Annotated in this window: 15 protein-coding genes and 2 pseudogenes; 8 read left to right on the top strand and 9 right to left on the bottom strand. The window is 66.8% G+C overall.

The window, feature by feature from the left end:
- The first annotated feature begins 43 nt into the window (after positions 1-43).
- The 7 genes from ACZY0R_RS16640 to ACZY0R_RS16610 all read left to right on the top strand — a co-directional run bounded on the left by ACZY0R_RS16640 (position 44) and on the right by ACZY0R_RS16610 (position 7,483).
- Positions 44-1,111: an ABC transporter substrate-binding protein gene (locus ACZY0R_RS16640; RefSeq protein ID WP_488859405.1), complete on the top strand. Its 1,068-nt coding sequence runs from the start codon at positions 44-46 to the stop codon at positions 1,109-1,111.
- Positions 1,092-2,153, top strand: a complete 1,062-nt coding sequence (locus tag ACZY0R_RS16635; RefSeq protein ID WP_488859404.1) for an ABC transporter permease — start codon at positions 1,092-1,094, stop codon at positions 2,151-2,153. The genes ACZY0R_RS16640 and ACZY0R_RS16635 overlap by 20 nt, the downstream gene beginning before the upstream one ends.
- Positions 2,147-2,980 carry an ABC transporter ATP-binding protein gene (locus tag ACZY0R_RS16630; protein ID WP_488859403.1) on the top strand — a complete coding sequence of 278 codons (834 nt, stop codon included), beginning with the start codon at positions 2,147-2,149 and terminating at the stop codon, positions 2,978-2,980. Before ACZY0R_RS16635 ends, ACZY0R_RS16630 begins: the two co-directional genes overlap by 7 nt.
- A 21-nt stretch (positions 2,981-3,001) precedes the next feature.
- On the top strand, positions 3,002-3,955 hold the full coding sequence (locus ACZY0R_RS16625) for a substrate-binding periplasmic protein (RefSeq protein WP_488859402.1): 954 nt from the start codon (positions 3,002-3,004) through the stop codon (positions 3,953-3,955).
- A 28-nt stretch (positions 3,956-3,983) separates the two neighbouring features.
- Positions 3,984-5,285, top strand: a complete 1,302-nt coding sequence (locus ACZY0R_RS16620) for an acyl-CoA dehydrogenase family protein (protein ID WP_488859401.1) — start codon at positions 3,984-3,986, stop codon at positions 5,283-5,285.
- Between the two features lie 7 nt (positions 5,286-5,292).
- Positions 5,293-6,777 carry an FAD/NAD(P)-binding protein gene (locus tag ACZY0R_RS16615; RefSeq protein WP_488859400.1) on the top strand — a complete coding sequence of 495 codons (1,485 nt, stop codon included), beginning with the start codon at positions 5,293-5,295 and terminating at the stop codon, positions 6,775-6,777.
- Between the two features lie 244 nt (positions 6,778-7,021).
- The gene (locus ACZY0R_RS16610) at positions 7,022-7,483 is read left to right on the top strand and encodes a hypothetical protein (RefSeq protein WP_488859399.1); all 462 of its coding nucleotides are present in this window, start codon (positions 7,022-7,024) and stop codon (positions 7,481-7,483) included.
- A 183-nt stretch (positions 7,484-7,666) separates the two neighbouring features.
- On the opposite strand, the pseudogene ACZY0R_RS16605 reads toward ACZY0R_RS16610, so the two are convergent.
- From ACZY0R_RS16605 to ACZY0R_RS16565, 9 genes and pseudogenes are all read right to left on the bottom strand, one after another.
- Positions 7,667-8,011: pseudogene (locus ACZY0R_RS16605) on the bottom strand (NUDIX hydrolase); the annotation flags it as partial.
- Positions 8,012-8,040: 29 nt separating this feature from the next.
- Positions 8,041-9,369: an IS4 family transposase gene (locus tag ACZY0R_RS16600; RefSeq protein ID WP_488859398.1), complete on the bottom strand. Its 1,329-nt coding sequence runs from the start codon at positions 9,367-9,369 to the stop codon at positions 8,041-8,043.
- Positions 9,370-9,798: 429 nt separating this feature from the next.
- On the bottom strand, positions 9,799-9,987 hold the full coding sequence (locus ACZY0R_RS16595) for an NUDIX hydrolase (protein ID WP_488859397.1): 189 nt from the start codon (positions 9,985-9,987) through the stop codon (positions 9,799-9,801).
- A gap of 54 nt (positions 9,988-10,041) precedes the next feature.
- Complete coding sequence (locus ACZY0R_RS16590) at positions 10,042-10,269, bottom strand: NUDIX domain-containing protein (RefSeq protein WP_488859396.1); 228 nt, start codon at positions 10,267-10,269, stop codon at positions 10,042-10,044.
- A 161-nt stretch (positions 10,270-10,430) separates the two neighbouring features.
- Positions 10,431-10,564: pseudogene (locus ACZY0R_RS16585) on the bottom strand (transposase); the annotation flags it as partial.
- Between the two features lie 170 nt (positions 10,565-10,734).
- Positions 10,735-12,648 (bottom strand): squalene--hopene cyclase, encoded by a 1,914-nt coding sequence (shc, locus tag ACZY0R_RS16580; protein WP_488859747.1) that lies wholly within the window; start codon positions 12,646-12,648, stop codon positions 10,735-10,737.
- A 125-nt stretch (positions 12,649-12,773) separates the two neighbouring features.
- Entirely contained in the window at positions 12,774-13,349 is a 576-nt protein-coding gene (locus ACZY0R_RS16575) for a TetR/AcrR family transcriptional regulator (protein ID WP_045239708.1), read from the bottom strand.
- Between the two features lie 170 nt (positions 13,350-13,519).
- Positions 13,520-14,386: a substrate-binding domain-containing protein gene (locus ACZY0R_RS16570; RefSeq protein ID WP_488859395.1), complete on the bottom strand. Its 867-nt coding sequence runs from the start codon at positions 14,384-14,386 to the stop codon at positions 13,520-13,522.
- 136 nt (positions 14,387-14,522) lie between these two features.
- Positions 14,523-15,464, bottom strand: a complete 942-nt coding sequence (locus ACZY0R_RS16565; protein ID WP_488859394.1) for a LysR family transcriptional regulator — start codon at positions 15,462-15,464, stop codon at positions 14,523-14,525.
- A gap of 267 nt (positions 15,465-15,731) precedes the next feature.
- Here ACZY0R_RS16565 and ACZY0R_RS16560 point away from each other — a divergent pair, with 267 nt between their 5' ends.
- Positions 15,732-16,958 carry a sensor domain-containing diguanylate cyclase gene (locus ACZY0R_RS16560; protein ID WP_488859393.1) on the top strand — a complete coding sequence of 409 codons (1,227 nt, stop codon included), beginning with the start codon at positions 15,732-15,734 and terminating at the stop codon, positions 16,956-16,958.

Raw genomic sequence — 16,958 nt, 5'->3', positions numbered from 1 at the left:
ATGGTGCATATCGTCCACATCCAGCAGCCTACCGAGGAGTGTCATGCACCAAGAGCCGGAGCAGCCGTCCGCAGTCAACCGTTCCTCGCCCGAGGGCAATCCGCGCAGCACGGGCACGCTGAACCGCCGTGGCTGGCTGCAGGCCGCCGGCGCGCTCGCCATCGCCGGCGGCGTCGCGCCCTTTATCTGGACGTCCAGGGCCAGCGCCGCCACCGGCCAGCTCAAGCCGGTCAAGCTGGCCTGGAACGCCAGTTCCGTGTGCCTGGCGCCGGTTGCCGCGGCGCTGAAGGAGAACATCTTCCGCAACCACGGGCTGGACGTGGAGCTGATCAACTTTGGCGGCTCGACCGACCAGTTGCTCGAAGCCATTGCCACCAAAAAGGCGGACGCCGGCGTGGGCATGGCGCTGCGCTGGCTCAAGCCGCTCGAGCAAGGCTTCGACGTCAAGCTGACGGCGGCCACACACGGCGGCTGCATGCGGCTGCTGACCTTGAGCAACTCTGGCGTGACCGACCTGAAGAGCCTCAAGGGCAAGACCGTGGCCGTCAGCGACATGGCCAGCCCGGCCAAGAACTTCTTTTCCATCCTGCTGGCCAAGCGCGGCATCGACCCCGTGCGCGATGTGCAGTGGCGCCAGTACCCGGCCGACCTGCTCGGCATCGCGCTGGAAAAAGGCGAAGCCCAGGCCGCCGCCGACGGCGACCCGCGCACCTACCTGCTGCGCAAGGAGCGCGGCCTGGTCGAGGTCGCCACCAACCTGTCGGACGAATACGCCAACCGCGCCTGCTGCGTGCTCGGCATTCGCGGCAGCCTGATCCGCGAGGACAGGCAGACCGCCTCGGCGCTCACCCACGCCGTGCTGCAAGCGCAGGACTGGACGGTGGCCAATCCCGAAGGCGCGGCGCGGCATTTTGCCGAGTTCGCCAAGGTTCCACAGGCCGATGTGGTGGCCATGCTCAAGAGCCATACGCACGGCCACCATCCGGTGGGCGCGGACCTGAAGAAGGAGCTGGCGCAGTACACCGACGAACTCAAGCTGGTGTCGGTGATCCGGCCCGGCACCGATTCCAGCAAATTCGCGGAGCGCATCTATGCCAACGTTCTCGGCTGACGGGCAGCGCGGCGCGCTGGACAGCGCGCAGGCGCTTGCCGGACACGATGCCTTCGACGCGCCCGATGACTTCCTGGCTTTGCCGGCGCCCGCGATCCCGCGTGTCTGGCTGGGTGGCGCACTGGCCGCGGCGGCCTGGCTGGCCGTCGCCGCCGTGGTGAAACTCTGGCCCGAGCCGGAAGACTGGCCACTGACGCATGAAACCGCCTCGCTGTTCGCGGGTATCGCCGCCGTGCTGCTGGTGCTGGCGTTCGTGCAGCACCGGCTGGGCGGCATCGGCGCCGCGCTGCGCCGTGCCGGACCGTGGCTGCTGGTACTCGCGGTGCTGACGCTGATCTGGGAACTGGTGACCGCCAAGCTCGGCTTGTTGCCGCGCCCCTTCTTCGCGCCGCCGCAAGCCCTGCTTGAAGTGTTTCTCGAGGACTATGCGCGGCTGGCCGACGCGGTGGCGCACTCGCTGCGCCTGCTGGCCACCGGCTACCTGCTGGGCGCGCTGGCGGGCTTCCTGACCGGCGTGGCCATCGGCTGGTCGAGCCGCGCAGGCTACTGGGTCCACCCGGTGCTGCGCCTGCTGGGGCCGCTGCCGGCCACGGCATGGCTGCCGATCGTGTTCTTCGCCTTTCCCAGCAGCGCCAGCGCGGCCACCTTCCTGGTAGCGCTGGCGACCTGGTTCCCGGTCACGGTGCTGACGTGGTCCGGCGTGGCGGCGGTGGACCCGGCGTATTACGACGTGGCCCGCACCCTCGGTGCCAAAGAGCGCTTCCTGGTGCTGAAAGTCGCCGTGCCCGCGGCGCTGCCGAGCGTGTTCGTCGGCCTGTTCATGGGCCTGGGCGCATCGTTCTCGGTGCTGGTGGTGGCCGAGATGCTGGGCGTCAAGTCCGGCCTGGGCTGGTACCTGCAATGGGCCCAGGGCTGGGCCGCCTACGCCAGCATGTACGGCGCGCTGCTGGTGATGGCGATCCTGTTCTCAGGGCTCATCACCTTGCTGTTCCGCTCGCGGGACCGCCTGCTGGCCTGGCAAAAAGGAGTGGTCAAATGGTAAGCGCCGTGCTCGACGAACCCGCCCGGGGCCAGCCTGCGCAAGCTGCCATCGACAAGCCCGGCGCCGCCGGCAACGGCGTGCGCCTGACCATCGACCAGGTCAGCCATCATTTCACGCTGCGCGACCAGGTGCTGCCGGTGCTCAGCCGCGTCAGCCTGACTGCGGAGCCGGGCGAGTTCGTTGCCCTGCTCGGCCCCAGCGGCTGCGGCAAGTCCACCCTGCTGCGGCTGGTGGCCGGGCTGGAGCCGCCACGGCGCGGCACGCTGGCGGTGGATGGCGTGCCGATCGGCGGGCCCGACCCGAGCCGGGTGGTGGTGTTCCAGGACCCCACGCTCTACCCGTGGCGCACCGTATGGGACAACGCCGCGCTCGGCCTGGAAGCGCGCGGCTTGCTCGGCAGCCAGCGCGCCCGCGTGGACGATGCGCTGGCACGCGTGGGGCTGACCGACTTCGCCCGCGCCTATCCGCGCCAGCTTTCCGGCGGCATGGCGCAACGCGCCGCGCTGGCGCGCGCGCTGGTCAACGAGCCGCGCCTGCTGATCCTCGACGAGCCGCTGGGCAAGCTCGATTCGCTGACGCGCCTGAGCATGCAGGGCGAGCTGGTAGCGCTGTGGCAGCGCTCGCGCTTTACCGCGCTGCTGGTTACGCACGACGTGGAGGAAGCGCTGCTGCTGGCCACGCGCGTGATCGTGTTCAGCGAACGCCCCGCCCGCATCACGGCGGAACTCAGGATCGACCGCGACTATCCGCGCCATCGCGACGACCCCGAACTGATCCGGCTGCGCCGCGAGATCCTCGGCCTGCTGGGGCTGGGCCAGGGATGGTAAGCCAACGCAGGCGAGGCGGCCATGCCCGATGAACTCAGGCATCTGCACGGCACATGGCGGCTGGGGCTGGACCCGCTACCAGGCGGGATGGCGGACGGCACGCGTATGCGTGCCCCGCCGCGCTTGCGCTCTGGCATCCCGGCGGCGGCAAGGCGCATTGCGGGCGGGATCGCCCTGGCGGCTTGCGTGATCGCCCTGCCGCTATGGCTCTTCGCGGGCACGTCGTGGCAATCGCACGCCGAGCCCGGTCCCCTGCTGCGCCAAGCCCAGGCGCGTGGCGAACTGGTGGTGGGCGTGCATGCGTATCCGCGCCCGACGCCGCCGGGCCGGCCGCTGGTGGCAGAACCCGATCCGGGTGAAGCAGGGCTGGCCGCGGCACTGGGCCGCGCACTGGGCGTCCCGGTCAGGCTGCGGCATCTGCTGGTAACCAGCGCCGGCAGCAACGAGCACCCCGCTATCGATCTCGCTTTTGGCGCGGCGGCGGACGGCGCGTATCCGCGCGCAGCCTCGGTACGGGCACCAGGCACGCCTCGCGGCACTTTGCTGACCCTGCGGTTCGCGCCGGTAAGCCGGCTCGATGCGCTCGACGGCAAAACCGCCTGCGTGAGCGAAGGCAGCCCTTTCCAGGCGCTCCTGAGCCGGGCTGGCGTCGGGCTTCGCCGCTATCCCTCGCCGCTGCAGTCGCTGCTGGCGTTCCGCCGTGGCGAGTGCGCGGCGGTGGCGGAAGATGCCGCGCTGATCGCGCGCGTGATGCGCTTGCCGGAATGGCGCTTCTTCGCGGCGGCGCCGCTGCTGCTCGATGGCGAGGGCGCGACGCTGACGCTGCGCCAGCCTGACGCGCAATCGGCGCGCTACCTGGAGCACTGGCTGGCGCGCTGGCAACGCGACGGGCGGCTTGCACGGCTGCGAGATGCAGCCGCCGGCGACGCCGCCTTCAACATGATGCTGGTCGAGAGCGGGCTGATCTGCCATTGAACATCCACCAGACAAGACAGGAGCAAGCATGCATTTGAAACCCACCGGCACGACCAGCCGGCAGCGGATTTCGGAGTGGCATCGCGAAAGCGGCTTCACGCCCGCCGCGCCACCCCCCGATGCCACCGGTACGGCCGGCGCGGCGCGTCCCCTGCGCACGGACGAAGCCTTGCGCGCATTGTCCGCGCGCTTTGCCGCACGCGCCGCCACGCATGACCGCGACGCCACCTTCGCCTTCGAGAACATCGCCGAACTCCACCAGCTCGGGCTGCTCGACCTCACCGTGCCGCGCGCGCTCGGCGGTGCCGGCGCCGGGCTGGCGGAAGCCCGCCGCGTGGTCCATCACGTGGCTGCGGGCGATCCGTCCACGGCACTGGTGCTGGTGATGCAGATCCTCGGCCATCGCAACCTGGCGCAGGACACGCAATGGCCGGCTGACATCCGCGAACAGGTGCAACGCAGCGCGGTGGAACAAGGCGCGCTGATCAATTCCCTGCGCGTGGAGCCCGCGCTGGGCTCCCCCGCGCGCGGCGGCCTGCCGGCCACGGTGGCGCGCCGGCAGGGCGACGGCTGGCTGCTGTCGGGCCACAAGATCTATTCCACCGGCATCCCGGCGCTGAGCTGGCTGGCCGTATGGGGCCGCACCGACGAGCCCAGCCCGCGCACCGGTGTGTTCCTGGTGCCGCGAGACGCGCCCGGCATCACCGTAGTGCCGACCTGGGACCATCTCGGCATGCGCGCCACCGGCAGCCACGACGTGGTCTTCGACAATACCCCGCTGCCCGCCGCCTACGCGGTCGACCTGCGCCTGCCCGAAGCCTGGGCGGAGCGCCATGACCCGGCCTGGGCCGTGTGGACATCCACCTTGCTCGGCACGCTGTACAACGCCGTGGCGCACAGCGCCCGCGACTGGTTTGTCGCGTGGATCAACCTGCGCGCGCCCGGCAGCCTGGGCGCGCCGCTGGCCACGCTGCCGCGCTTCCAGGAAGCGGTGGGCCGCATCGACAGCTGGCTGCTGGCCAGCCGCATCCAGCTGGACCGCTTCAGCGCCGATGCCGATGCCGGCGCGTCGGCCAGCGCCACGGACAGCAACCTGCTCAAGCTCAACATCACCGACAACGCCATCGCCGCCGTCGAGCTTGCCGTCAGGCTCGCCGGCAACCCTGCCCTGTCGCGTGGCAATCCGCTTGAGCGCCATTACCGCAACGTGCTGTGCAGCCGCATCCATACCCCGCAGAACGACGCCATCCTGGTGAATGCCGGTGAACAGGCGCTGCGCGCCGCGGCACCGCCAGCGGCACACGCCAACCCGCCCGGCACCAACGCCTGAGACCATCATGACCCGACCCGATTCCCAGCCACGCCGCATCGCCATCGTGGGAGGCGGCATGGCCGGCACCCTGACCGCCATCCGGTTGCTGCGCGACAGCAGCGCACCGCTCGCCATCCACCTGTTCGAGCCGCGTGCCGAGCCGGGGCGCGGCCTGGCCTACAGCACGCAAGACCCGGCCCACTACCTCAACGGGCCCGCGCTGAACTTCAGCCTTCACCCCGATGCGCTGGAAGACTTCTCGCAATGGCTGGTGCGCCATGGGCGCGCCACCCCCGCCGAGGCCGACAACACCTTCGCCCCGCGCGGCGTGTACGGCGATTACCTGCAAGACACCCTGGCGCGCGCGCTGGCAGGCGCCGCCGGGCACGCCACGCTGGAACATGTGCGAGCGGAAATCACCGACGTGACCATCGGCGTGCCGCACCGCGTGCGCAGCGCCGACGGCCGTGTCTGGGATGCGGACCACATCGTGCTGGCCACCGGCGTGCAGCCCGCGAGGCCGGCGCTAGCGCAAGACGACGCGCTCGAAGCCGATGGCCGCTACGTGCCGGACCCCTGGCAGCCCGAAGCACTGGCCCGGCTCGCGAACGCACGCGAGATCGCCCTGATCGGCACCAGCCTGACCATGCTCGACGTGGTCGCCACGCTGGAACGCCTCGGCTTCACCGGCACCTACCACGCCTTCTCCCGGCGTGCGCTGGTACCCTGGTTGCGCCACAACGCCGGCCCCTGCGACGACTTCCTGGCCGCCGCGGGACCTGAAGCGCTGGCCGCGCCCACCGCGCGCGACGTGGTCCGGCGCGTGCGTCGGCAAAGCGCTGAACTGACGGCGCAAGGCCTCGACTGGCAAAGCGTGCCGCCCGCGCTGCGTACCTACATCGGCCCGCTGTGGGCGGCCGCCAGCGTGCCGGAGCGCCAGCGCTTCCTGCGCCATGTGCGGCCCTTCTGGGACAACCTGCTGCACCGCGCCGCGCCGCCCACGCATGCGGTATTCGAGGCGGTGCGCGCACAGGGACGCCTGCACGTACACGCCGCCCGCGTCACCGCACTGGCGCCGGCCGATGACGGGAACACCGCGAGCGGCTGGCAGCGTGGCGGTCACGGCAGCGGGGGAAGGGGCCAGCGCGTGGCCCTGCACCTGTCGCGCCCGCTGCCCGCGCCCTCCACGGTGGACGCGGCCATCAACTGCACCGGCGCGGAGTACGGCTGGCACGCAGGCAACACCCGGCCCCTGGTGCGCAGCCTGCTGGCGCGCGGCCTGGTCCGGCCGGCGGCAGCCGGGTCTGGGCTCGACGGCGACGCGCGCGGCCGCGTATTCGATCGCGGCGGCCGCCTCGTGCCCGGCCTCAGCGCGCTGGGCGCACCGCTGCGCGGGGCGCTGTGGGAGTCAGGCACCATCATCGACGTGCGCAACCAGGCGGAAGCGCTGGCGGCACGGCTGGTGGAGGAACTCGGACTGACGGCCGAGACCGAGGCGCAGGCGGCCTAGCCGGCTCGCATCCGGCCAAGGGCAAGCGCAGCTTGATTCAGCCAACGCTTGCCAAAGGCATCCGGTGCTGGCATATAATCCCGTCCGGGCGCCGGCAGGGCGCCCGCTCCCGCAAAAGCCAGCGCACCTGCCTGCCCGTACCGTACGGCGCCGAGCGATCCAGCCCGGCACCGCCAGTTCGTTGCAAGAACCACACCATTGACCTTTTTTGCCGCCGCGGGAAACGGCATTGCAAGGACATGACATGTGGCTCACAACGCTCAACGCTCCATCCCGCCTTCCCAACAGCGATTTCCTGCGCCGCCATGCACGCAGGCTGCTGCGCCAGCTCCACGCCGGAGAAGCCATGCAGGCGCTACCAGTAATCCGGCGCATCCACCGCGCGCAGGTACGCGCGCAAAGCGTCGCGGAACTCTACCGGCTGCGCCACACACTGCAACTCAAGCACTGCCTGCAACTGCTGGCGGCCGAACTGGGCTACGCCAGCTGGTCCGCGTGCAAACGCGACATCGACGGCCGCCCCGCCAGGGTACTGGACCGCTACCGCCTCGACCTCGGCCAGTTCGGCGACTACCAGCATCTCTGGTTCGCCGACAGGCAAGGCGCCCAGGCATGGCAAGCGTCCAACGGCGGATACGTGGTCACGTATGGTGAACAAGCGGCGGTACTGCTGACGGGCAACGCCATGCCGGCGATGCGTGACTGACCGGGCACTTCGGCTCGGGCCGGGGGCCCTGGGAAATAGAGGCAGCAGGGAATTCTTGCCGGCCCGGAAACGAGCCGGCGCTATTTTCGTTTTCCACGACGGGCATCCGCTTTAGTTGCCATCGGCTGCGGAGCAACGATGCCCCGAACACGATGAACACCGGCGCTAGTTGCAATCAGGGCGTCACGTCGCCCGCCTCTGCCTGGTCAACTGCCATAGAGCTTCCGCATCTTGTAGCTGCTGAATACCATGCTCGCCCCAGTTGAGTAGCCTTGCCGCATTGGAAGGGCTAACTTTCTTGCGCGCGTAGATCTTGCCGGTAACAGGGTCGGGACTGGATGGCAGTAGTTTCCGAACATCTGCCACGAACCGCAGTTGCACGAAGTCTCTGGTATGGCCATCGGCATGCTCTTTGACTGCGACATGACCGAGATACATCGGATTGGATATTTCAGCCTGAGCCTCTTCCATACACTCGCGCCTCAATGTCTGGAGCCATGTCTCGTGATTCTCCAGGTGACCTCCAGGAAGGTTAAATCCATTTCCTTATACAGAAGTCATGACTCTTCCCGCAGTGCTTGAATAGTGAGGGCGGCGTCCATGGTTCTCTGCATGCCGATCCAAATCGTCTTAGCGCCGGGCTCGCCATCGCTCTTGCGCCCAAGGAACCCACCCAGGGAAGCAACCAGCCGAATCATCTGATTGAGCGTGACCGGTGTCTTCGGGCGAGCTTTCTTGGCAAGCACGTATGCTCCCCGAATTTCGTCGGCGTCGAAGAACACGGACGCATCCAGATCCGGGCAGGTTCTGCCCAACCGCATCAAGCGGGCAATGCGCCACGCCACCACCATATACAACGCCAAGGCCCGCTCCACACGATCCATGTGCGATAGCTGTAGCGCTTCGACCTTGCAGCCAGTCTTCAGGACATGGAAAAACATCTCCACCTCCCATCGGGCTCGGTACCAGTCGACGAGTTCGATGACAGCATCGGCGTCCTGCGCTTCTCGGTTCGTCAACAGCCGCCAAACCACTGGCTGGACGTCTGCGGGCGCTCCGATCTCCCTTGCCTCTACACAGGTGATCTCCGCTCTGACCAGACCCGGCAGCTTCACACGTTTTGCGCGCAGCTCCTGTTTGACCTCGCGCGCCTTCTGGCCTGCACGCCCCGGCAAGATAAAGGTGATTTCCCCAAGTACCGGGCTGGCTCCGACGCTATCCCACAACTTGCCGCCCTCGGCAAGGTTGCGGTTGTGTTGGCTGCGGATCAGCCAGTCGGCCGGCCGGCCAAGTTCCTGGGCGCGCGCCATCAACTCAGCGATATCACCCTCGCGGTCCGTCACATACACCAGCCGTGTCTGGGGCAATAGCACGGCTTGCTCCGCAACCCGTTCATACCCTTCAATCCAGCGTACGCTTTCCTTGATCCCGCCGCGGTTTCCGTCGGCGTCCTTTGGCTCGCGAGCCCACATCCAGGCATCGATCACCCCAAGCGGTTCACGGTCAGGCGTCACCGCGTAGGTCGGATGCAAAAACATACCCCGCTGGGCTTCGTAGCTCAGCGGCCCCAGTCCCTCCATTTCCTGGCCATTGAAGTTCAGCTCGGTCGAATCAGCGATGCACAGCACCACCGGAAACTGCGCGGCCCTCCCTGCAGTGCGCTCCCAATGGGGCTGCATCACGTCCCGCCAGTCGATCTGCTCATTGCCGAGAAACCGATACGCCCCAATGGTTTGCGACCAGTCATCGCATGCGCCAGGGATGCTCGCCGTAGGCATGGCCGCAAACCGCTTGAGCAACTCCTTGGCGCGCCGATCCCGCCGCGGATCACCAAGATCCAGACTCTCAAATTCCTCGTCCACCCATGCCCCCGACTCGTTGCTCATAACTGCGCGAAAATCCGAGAGTAAACGCGAGTCTGGCGAAGTTAACAACCCCCTACCTCGAAATTTCCGCAGCCTCGGGCTTCCTACCTCGCTGCGAAGACGGTCTTACTTCTGTATAAGGAGATGGGTTAAATCGCCCTGCATCATCCAGGATCAGGACTGATCCATCGCCAAAAAATAGAATTCCGTAGACTTGTTCGACGGGAAATTTTTCTGGCGGCCGCTCCATTTTCCAGTGAATATCATAGGAGATTTTTTGATTAATCCCCTCCCATCGCCCCAAGAAACTGGCCGTATAATTCTTTCCGGTCGCCCATATTATTTAACACAAGTCGATATCCCTCGTCGCGCGCACAGGAACTCTGTGGGCAGCGATCCAGAGGGGCCAGCAATGCGAATTTTCACCTTCTGATGTTTAATTTACATCTCCTAAATATATTTTTCATCGGATGTAATTTTTCCCGCTGAAATCAAAGGCCGTAAAGCGGCAGGGAATAACGGAGAATTTTCCACGTCAACCAGGCTTACCCACTGAGCACCAATTTGATCCCTGTCCGCACTTGTTTCTGGAGCGTGAATATCGGAGCTTTTTTCAACAAGGGAGGCAAGAAACATCATTTCAATTTGATGAACACCACCATCGAGTTCCGCAAATTCGTGGTTTTCGCCAATTTATTCCCTAACAAAAACAAGCCTGCCTGGCTCAACATGATAATTTGTTTCTTCCAGGCACTCCCTGACCAATGTTTGAGGCAACGTTTCGCCAAACAACTGCCCTCCGCCCGGCAGGGTATACCGCTCATCTGAATCCGATTTATATCTGATCAATAGAATTTCACCTTTGTGGATAACAATGGCTTTTGCTGAAATACGAATACTTTGTTTATTAACCTGACTCACGAACAACGCCATCCGATAAAAATGTGTTTTTGAGTAACGAACAGATCGCACGATAAACGCTGCCGCAGGACTCTAAACGTCTTTTCTCGCCTCCATGTATCCTTTTTGCAATTTTTAAACAAAATTACATTTGCAATAATTACAATTGAGCGGCCGTGGTAGCGGCTCAACGTCGTGTAGTTGGATACTGGTCGGAAAATGCGTGCGCGCGCAGGCTACGCGCGAAGCCCTGAAGTGCCCGCAGAGGCAGATGGAAGACTGGCTTGAGTCCGAGCAGCATCAGAATCGCTGTGTCCGGCTACGCCCCTGGCTGCTCTCCCGCAAGCGGGAGAGCAGAGCAAACCGCGGGTCCGTTCAAACCTCGCCGGTTGCAGCAGTGTGGAGCACCCCCAAGGGGGGGCACGCCAGCCCGCGATGCGAAGCGGGCCATGCGGGTGTGCCAGAGTGTATGGGCCGCCCCGGGCTCTACTTAGCCGCCGGGAGCCTTGCCAGCTGACGGTAGCGCGTCAGCGCCCACAGCGGGAAGTAGGCGGTGTAGCCGTGGTACTTCAGGTAGTAGATGCGCGGGAACCCCGGCGCATTGTGCGACGGATGCTGCCAGAGGCCCTCGCCAGTCTGGCAGTCCAGCAGGTAAGCGATGCCACTGCGCACCGCGGGCGTATCCACCTCGCCCACGGCGAACAGCGCCAGCAGCGCCCAGGCGGTGCAGTTGGGCGTGCTCTCGCCCCCATTGGTGCCCGCCAGCGAGCGGTCGAAGTAGCTGTCGTTGGTCTCGCCCCATCCGCCGTCGGCATGCTGGCAGCGCAGTAGCCAGTCGACTGCCTTGCGGATATAGGGCTGGCGCACATCCTCGCCCGCCAGCGCCAGGCCCGCCAGCACGCTCCACGTGCCATAGATATAGTTGCTGCCCCAGCGTCCCCACCAGGCGCCGTCGGCGCGCTGCGTGCGGCGCAGATAGGCCACGCAGCGCTCGACGGCGGCCGCGTGCGTTTCGCGGTTTCCGCTCAGGCCGATGCATAGCAGCACGCGGCCGGAAACGTCCTCGGTGGGCGGATCCAGCAGGGCGCCATGGTCGGCGAAGGGAATGCGGTTCAGGTACTCGCGATCGCAGTTGGCATCGAAGGCGCCAAAACCGCCATTGCGCGATTGCAGGCCCACCATCCATTTCACGGCGCTCTCGACCGCGTCCTGGTAGCGTTCGGGCTGGCCGATCCTGCGCGCGCGCACGGCAAGCATGGCGGCCACCACGGCGCTGTCGTCGATGTCGGGGTAATAGGCATTGGCGTACTGGAACGCCCAGCCGCCGGGCTGCACCGACGCGGGCACGTGCTTGCCCCAATCGCCGCGCAGGTCTCGCACCTGCCGCGCTTCCAGCCAGTCGTAGGCGCGCTGCACCGCCTTCTGCGTGCGCGCGTCGGTGCCGGCGTGCTGCAAGGACATGATGCTCCAGGCGGTATCCCACACCGGCGACAGGCAGGGCTGGCAATAGGCCGAGCCGTCGGCGCGGCGCACCACGAGCTTGCGGATGGCGGCCAGGCAGGTAGCACGTGCCGGATCCGTCTTCGGCACGCCGAGCAGCGCCATCATCTCGTACCAGTACACCATCGGCGGAAAGATGCCGCCCAGGCCATCCTCGCCGTTCATGCGCTCCACGCACCAGGCTTGCGCCCGGGCAATGGCCCGCCGGCGCACTGCGGCGGGAATCAGCGGCTCGATCGCGCGTGCCAGCTTGTCGACCACCAGGAAGGCCTTGCGCATCAGGCCCTCGCGGGAGAAGTAATGCCGCTCGCGCTCGGGCGGCGTGACGAACAGTTCGCTGACCCCGACACGGTGCGGATTGGCGGCCTTGGCCCGCAACGAGCACAGCACCGTCAGCGGTACCAGCGTGGAGCGCGCCCAGTAGGCCATCTTGTCCAGATGCACAGGCGCCCAGCGAGGGAACAGGATCAGCTCGACCGGCACGAAGGGCGTGGCGCGCCAGGGCACCTGCTCGAACGTGGCCAGGAGGATGCGGGTGAAAACATTGGCCTTGGCGGCCCCGCCCTGCGCCAGTATGGCGCGGCGGGCCTGGACCATGTGCGGGGCATCGGGATCGTCGCCGGCAGCCTTCAGCGCGTAGTAGGCCTTGACGCTGCATGACACGTCCAGCGCGCCGCCGTGGTACTGGTCCCAGCCACCATGACGGTCTTGCCTCTGGATGCTTCGCAGGTAGACCGCCATCGCCGCCTGCAATTCGGCGTCGATTTCGTCCACGAAGTGCATCATCAGGATGTACTCCGCGGTGATGGTGGCGTCCGACTCTAGCTCGAAGCACCAGTGGCCGTCGCGATGCTGGTGGCTTAGCAGGGCCTCGCGGGCCGCGTCGATGGCCCGGTGCAGGTCCGCGCCGGCGCCCGGCGTGGCGGGCGTTTCCTGCGTGGGTGCGCCGGCGTCATGCCAGGTGCCAGGTTGAGCCTTTGGCTGGGTATTCGGTTGGGTATTCAATTGGGAATTCAATCGTGCGTTCATTGCGGCTGGCGCCGCGTCATCTGGTCCAGCTGGCGCAGGACTTCCGCCCTCAGCCCGGGTTCCATCGACTGGCTGCCCAGCAGGTCGGCGAGCCACAGCCCGTCAGCGGCCAGGCGGCAAATCATCAGCCTCGCCGCCTCTGCCGCGGGCAGCGGATCGGGGCGTGCGATTTCGGCGATGCGTGGCGCCCAGCGATCGCGCGTATCGGCATCGGTCAGCATCAGCGCCAACAGCAGGTGCAGATAGCTGGCGGCGTCCTCTTTCCTCTCTTCCTGCAGCGTCGCTCGCATATAGGCCCGCGCCGCGCGGCCCTCGGCCTGCGTGTCGCTGGCGATCGCAGCGGCCACATCGGCGTTGAAGGTCTCAACCGCGTCGTCGAAGAGCGCGTCCAGCAGCGCCTGCTTGTTGCGGAAATGATGCTGCAATCCGCCCTTGCTGACACCGGCACGCGCCGCCACCGCATCCAGCGTCACGGCGCGCAGGCCGGATTCGAGGGCGAGCTGGGCCGCGGAATGCAATAGCTGCGGGCGCAGCACGTCGGGCTGCTTCTTTCGGCGGTGTGCTTGTGTCATGGAGACGGATCATACCAGCCAGACGGATTGTTTTGCGACAGGATGCGCTACGGGGTGGCGCGCGGCGCGCCAGCAACCCGCTGCGGCAGACCTGCAGGAACCGCATCGCCGCGGCCCCGGCTTGCCAGGGCTAGCGCCAGCGCGAGCGCGCAACCAGCGCCTCGCCCCTCTCACTGCCCCCGCTTATCCCCCACAACCGCATCCATCCCGCTCCTCTCGATCTCCCCTCTTGCCGCAGGCGAAGCCAGATACCGAATCAACGCCCGCCCGGCCTCCGGATGCTCCGCGCCCACCGGCACACCCGCCGCAAAGCTGGTCACCTGCTGCACCGCCTCCGGAATCTTCCCGACAAACGTAGCACCCGCCACCGGCAGCAACTCGCTGACCTGCTGCAAGCCGACCTCATAATCGCCGCGCGCCACCACGCTACCCACCGGGGTCTTCTCGATCATATGCGCGCGCCCCTTGACCTGTTCCTCGATCCCCAGCTTCTTGAACATCTCCTTCTCGACATACACGCCGCTGGCACTATCGGAATAGGCAATGGAGCGCGCCTCCAGCAACGTCTTGCGGAACGCATCCACCGTGCTGATATCCGGCTTTGGCGCGCCGGCGCGCACCGACAGGCCGATGCGCGAATCGGCCAGGGCTACCCGGCTATCCGGCACCACCTTGCCTTGCCGGATCAGTTCATCCAGCGCGTAGCCAACCATGATCACCACATCGGCATGCTCGCCGCGCGCGAGCCGGTTGGGAATCGCCTCGGGGGACTTGCCCATCGACGGGCCCCACGCGGTTGACAAGGTATTGCCCGTGGCCTTCTCGAAGCCGGGTCCGAGTGCCTTGTAGGCTGCGGTGAAGCCGCCCGAGTTCATGACCTTGACTTCCTCGGCCAGGGCATTGCCGGCGCCCAGCGCAAGGCTGGCCACGCCGGCCAGCACCAGCGCCAGCAACGGCCGCTTGCGGGAATCATGGGAGTTCGAAGGATGACTGCGGAGGGACGTGACGACGGGACCAGGCACTGCGGCGGACGACATGGGCATATGCGCTCTCGATGGGCATTGAAATGGGAAATGGGAACAGACAAAAGACAAAAGACCTGCCCGCATCGGTCTCCGAGGGCAGGCAGCCCATTCTATGCACGCGCCGCGCGCCGCGATAATGCAATCTTTTTTAGCTTTGATCGCTTTCACGCATCAATGACCGCGCCCGGCCCCGCCCTGGCACCGCCTGCGCGACCATCTCGTACAACGCCTGCGCATGCGGCGACAGCATGCGCCCCCGGCGCCGCAGGATCCCCAGCATGCGGGAGACCGCGGGCTCGCGCAGGGGCACGGCGGCCAGCCCCGAGCGGTCGCCATCGGGCAGCGCCAGCCGCGGCACCGCCGCCACGCCAAGGCCGGCCTCCACCAGCGCCAGCACGCTGCTGACGTGGCGTACCTCGTAGAAGGCGGCCGGCCGCCGCAGCGCCTCCGCCAGGGCGAGATCCAGCATCAGGCGGTTGCCGCTGGACTTGGCCAGGGCCACCAGCGTGTGCCCGGCCAGTTCGGCCCATTTCACCGAGCGCCGCCGCGCCAGCGGATGGTCGCGGCGACAGGCCAGCACGAACGGATCGCGCAGCAACGGCTCGAACAGCAGATCGGCTTCCTGCGTGCCGATAAAGTTCAGGCCGAAATCCGCCTCGCCGCTGGCCACGCTATGCAGCACGACGTTAGCCCCCTCGTCCACCATCTTGACGCGGACATTCGGATACTGCGCATGAAAACGCCCGATCACCGCCGGCAGGAAATAGTGCGCGGCCGAGGGCACGCAGGCAATGGTCACTTCGCCGGCGCGAGCCGTGGCGGCATCGCCGATGCCAAGCAGCGAAGTCTCCACTTCCGTCAGCACCGCACGCGCCTTGCCGACAAACTCCCGCCCAACCACGGTCAGGGTGACGCGGCGCGTAGTGCGCTCGAACAACTTGACGTTAAGCGCTTCCTCCAGTTTCTCGATGCGGCGCGACAGCGCCGGCTGCGACAGGTTGAGGGCTTCGGCCGCCGCGCGAAAGCCGCCTTGCTCGACCACCGCCACCATGGCTTGCAGGTCGCCGAGGTCGAATCTGATCTGTTGCATGGTGTTCCTGGCTGCGGCAATGAAAACAAGAGGGGAAGGACAGGATGACGGCAATACGGCCAGCGTCAGGGCATTGATGCGCAGTACCGATCAAAGCGCCCTGCTCCCCATTCTAGCCCCCTGGCCTGAGAGCGCCGCCGCAAGTCAATGGTCTACCCCCTCTTGCGTGGGTGGGTAGCGGCGACGCCGCTAGGGTATTCTCCGGAGCTTCGCGCCCGCCCGGGCACCCGCACCCAATCACGCGACACAACCGGAGGAAATCAGCAGATGTCGGACCCGTTCGCCCTGCTAGCCGTCACGACGCTGCTCAGCGTCATGATGCTGGCGATCGTCTGGTCGCTGCGCCGCTGCGGCCAGCCCGGCGTGAGGCATTGGTGGCAGTCCAACCTGACGGCCATGGTGGCGCTCGTACTATTTACGCTGCGTGGCCGGGTCCCCGATATCCTGTCGATCGTGGTAGCCAACGGCGCGCTGGCGTGGGCGCTGGCGCTGTTCCACGCCGGCATCGCGCGCTTCTGCGGGCGCGAGCCGCCCTGGCGGGCCATGGCGGCGGCGACCCTCGCCGTGGTGGCCGGCATCGTGACGTGGCGCTATATCTACAATGACTTCAACGCGCGCGTTGTCGTCGTTTCGGTATTCCATGCCGTGCTGTGCGCTTGCGCGGGGTACGTGCTGGTGCGTTACCGCCCGCACAGCCGCCCCGCCAGCCACCGCCTGACCACGGCCGGTTTCGCCTTCTTCCTTGCCGCCGCGCATGCCCTGCGCGGCATCTTGTCGGCGCTCTCGATCATGGACGACCCGTCCACCATGACCTCGCCCGGACTGAATGCCGCCTTTCTCGTGCTGGGTGCGATGGCCACGCCGGGTCTCACCATGGGCGCGGTGCTGATGATCCACGATGCGATGGTGCACCGGCTCGAAGCCATTGCCAACAGCGACTACCTGACGGGCGCCATGTCGCGCAAGGCATTCGAGGAGGAAGCCTTTCACGAACTGGCTCGCGCCGCCCGGGGCGGGCACCCGCCGGTGCTGCTGATCGTCGACATCGACCACTTCAAGTCGGTCAACGACACGTTCGGCCATGCCGCCGGCGACGCCGTGCTGGTCGAGTTCGCGCGGCTTGCCGCCGCCAGCCTGCGCGCGCCCGACCGCATCGGCCGCATGGGCGGAGAGGAATTCGTCGTGCTGTTGCCCGCCAGTTCGCTGGAGGATGCCCGCCACGTCGCGGAGCGCATCCGCTCGCTGGCCGAGGCCAGCCCCGTCGGTGGCCCGTCCGGCACGATGCGCTATACCGTGAGCGGCGGCTATGCCGCATGGCAGCCCGGCGAGAGCCTGCAGCAACTCACCGCGCGCGCCGATACCGCGCTCTATATGGCCAAGCTCTCGGGGCGCAACCGCGTGCTGCCGCATACTGCTGCCCCTGACGTCATGCCGCACGCCGCTCCGGCACATGCGGCGCAACCCTCCGCCATGGGCCCTTCCGGCGAGCGTTAG

The organism is Cupriavidus sp. F041 (genome assembly GCF_057814235.1).
The sequence above is the reverse complement of the archived record's forward strand: the minus strand, read 5'-3'. Positions and strand labels throughout refer to the sequence as shown.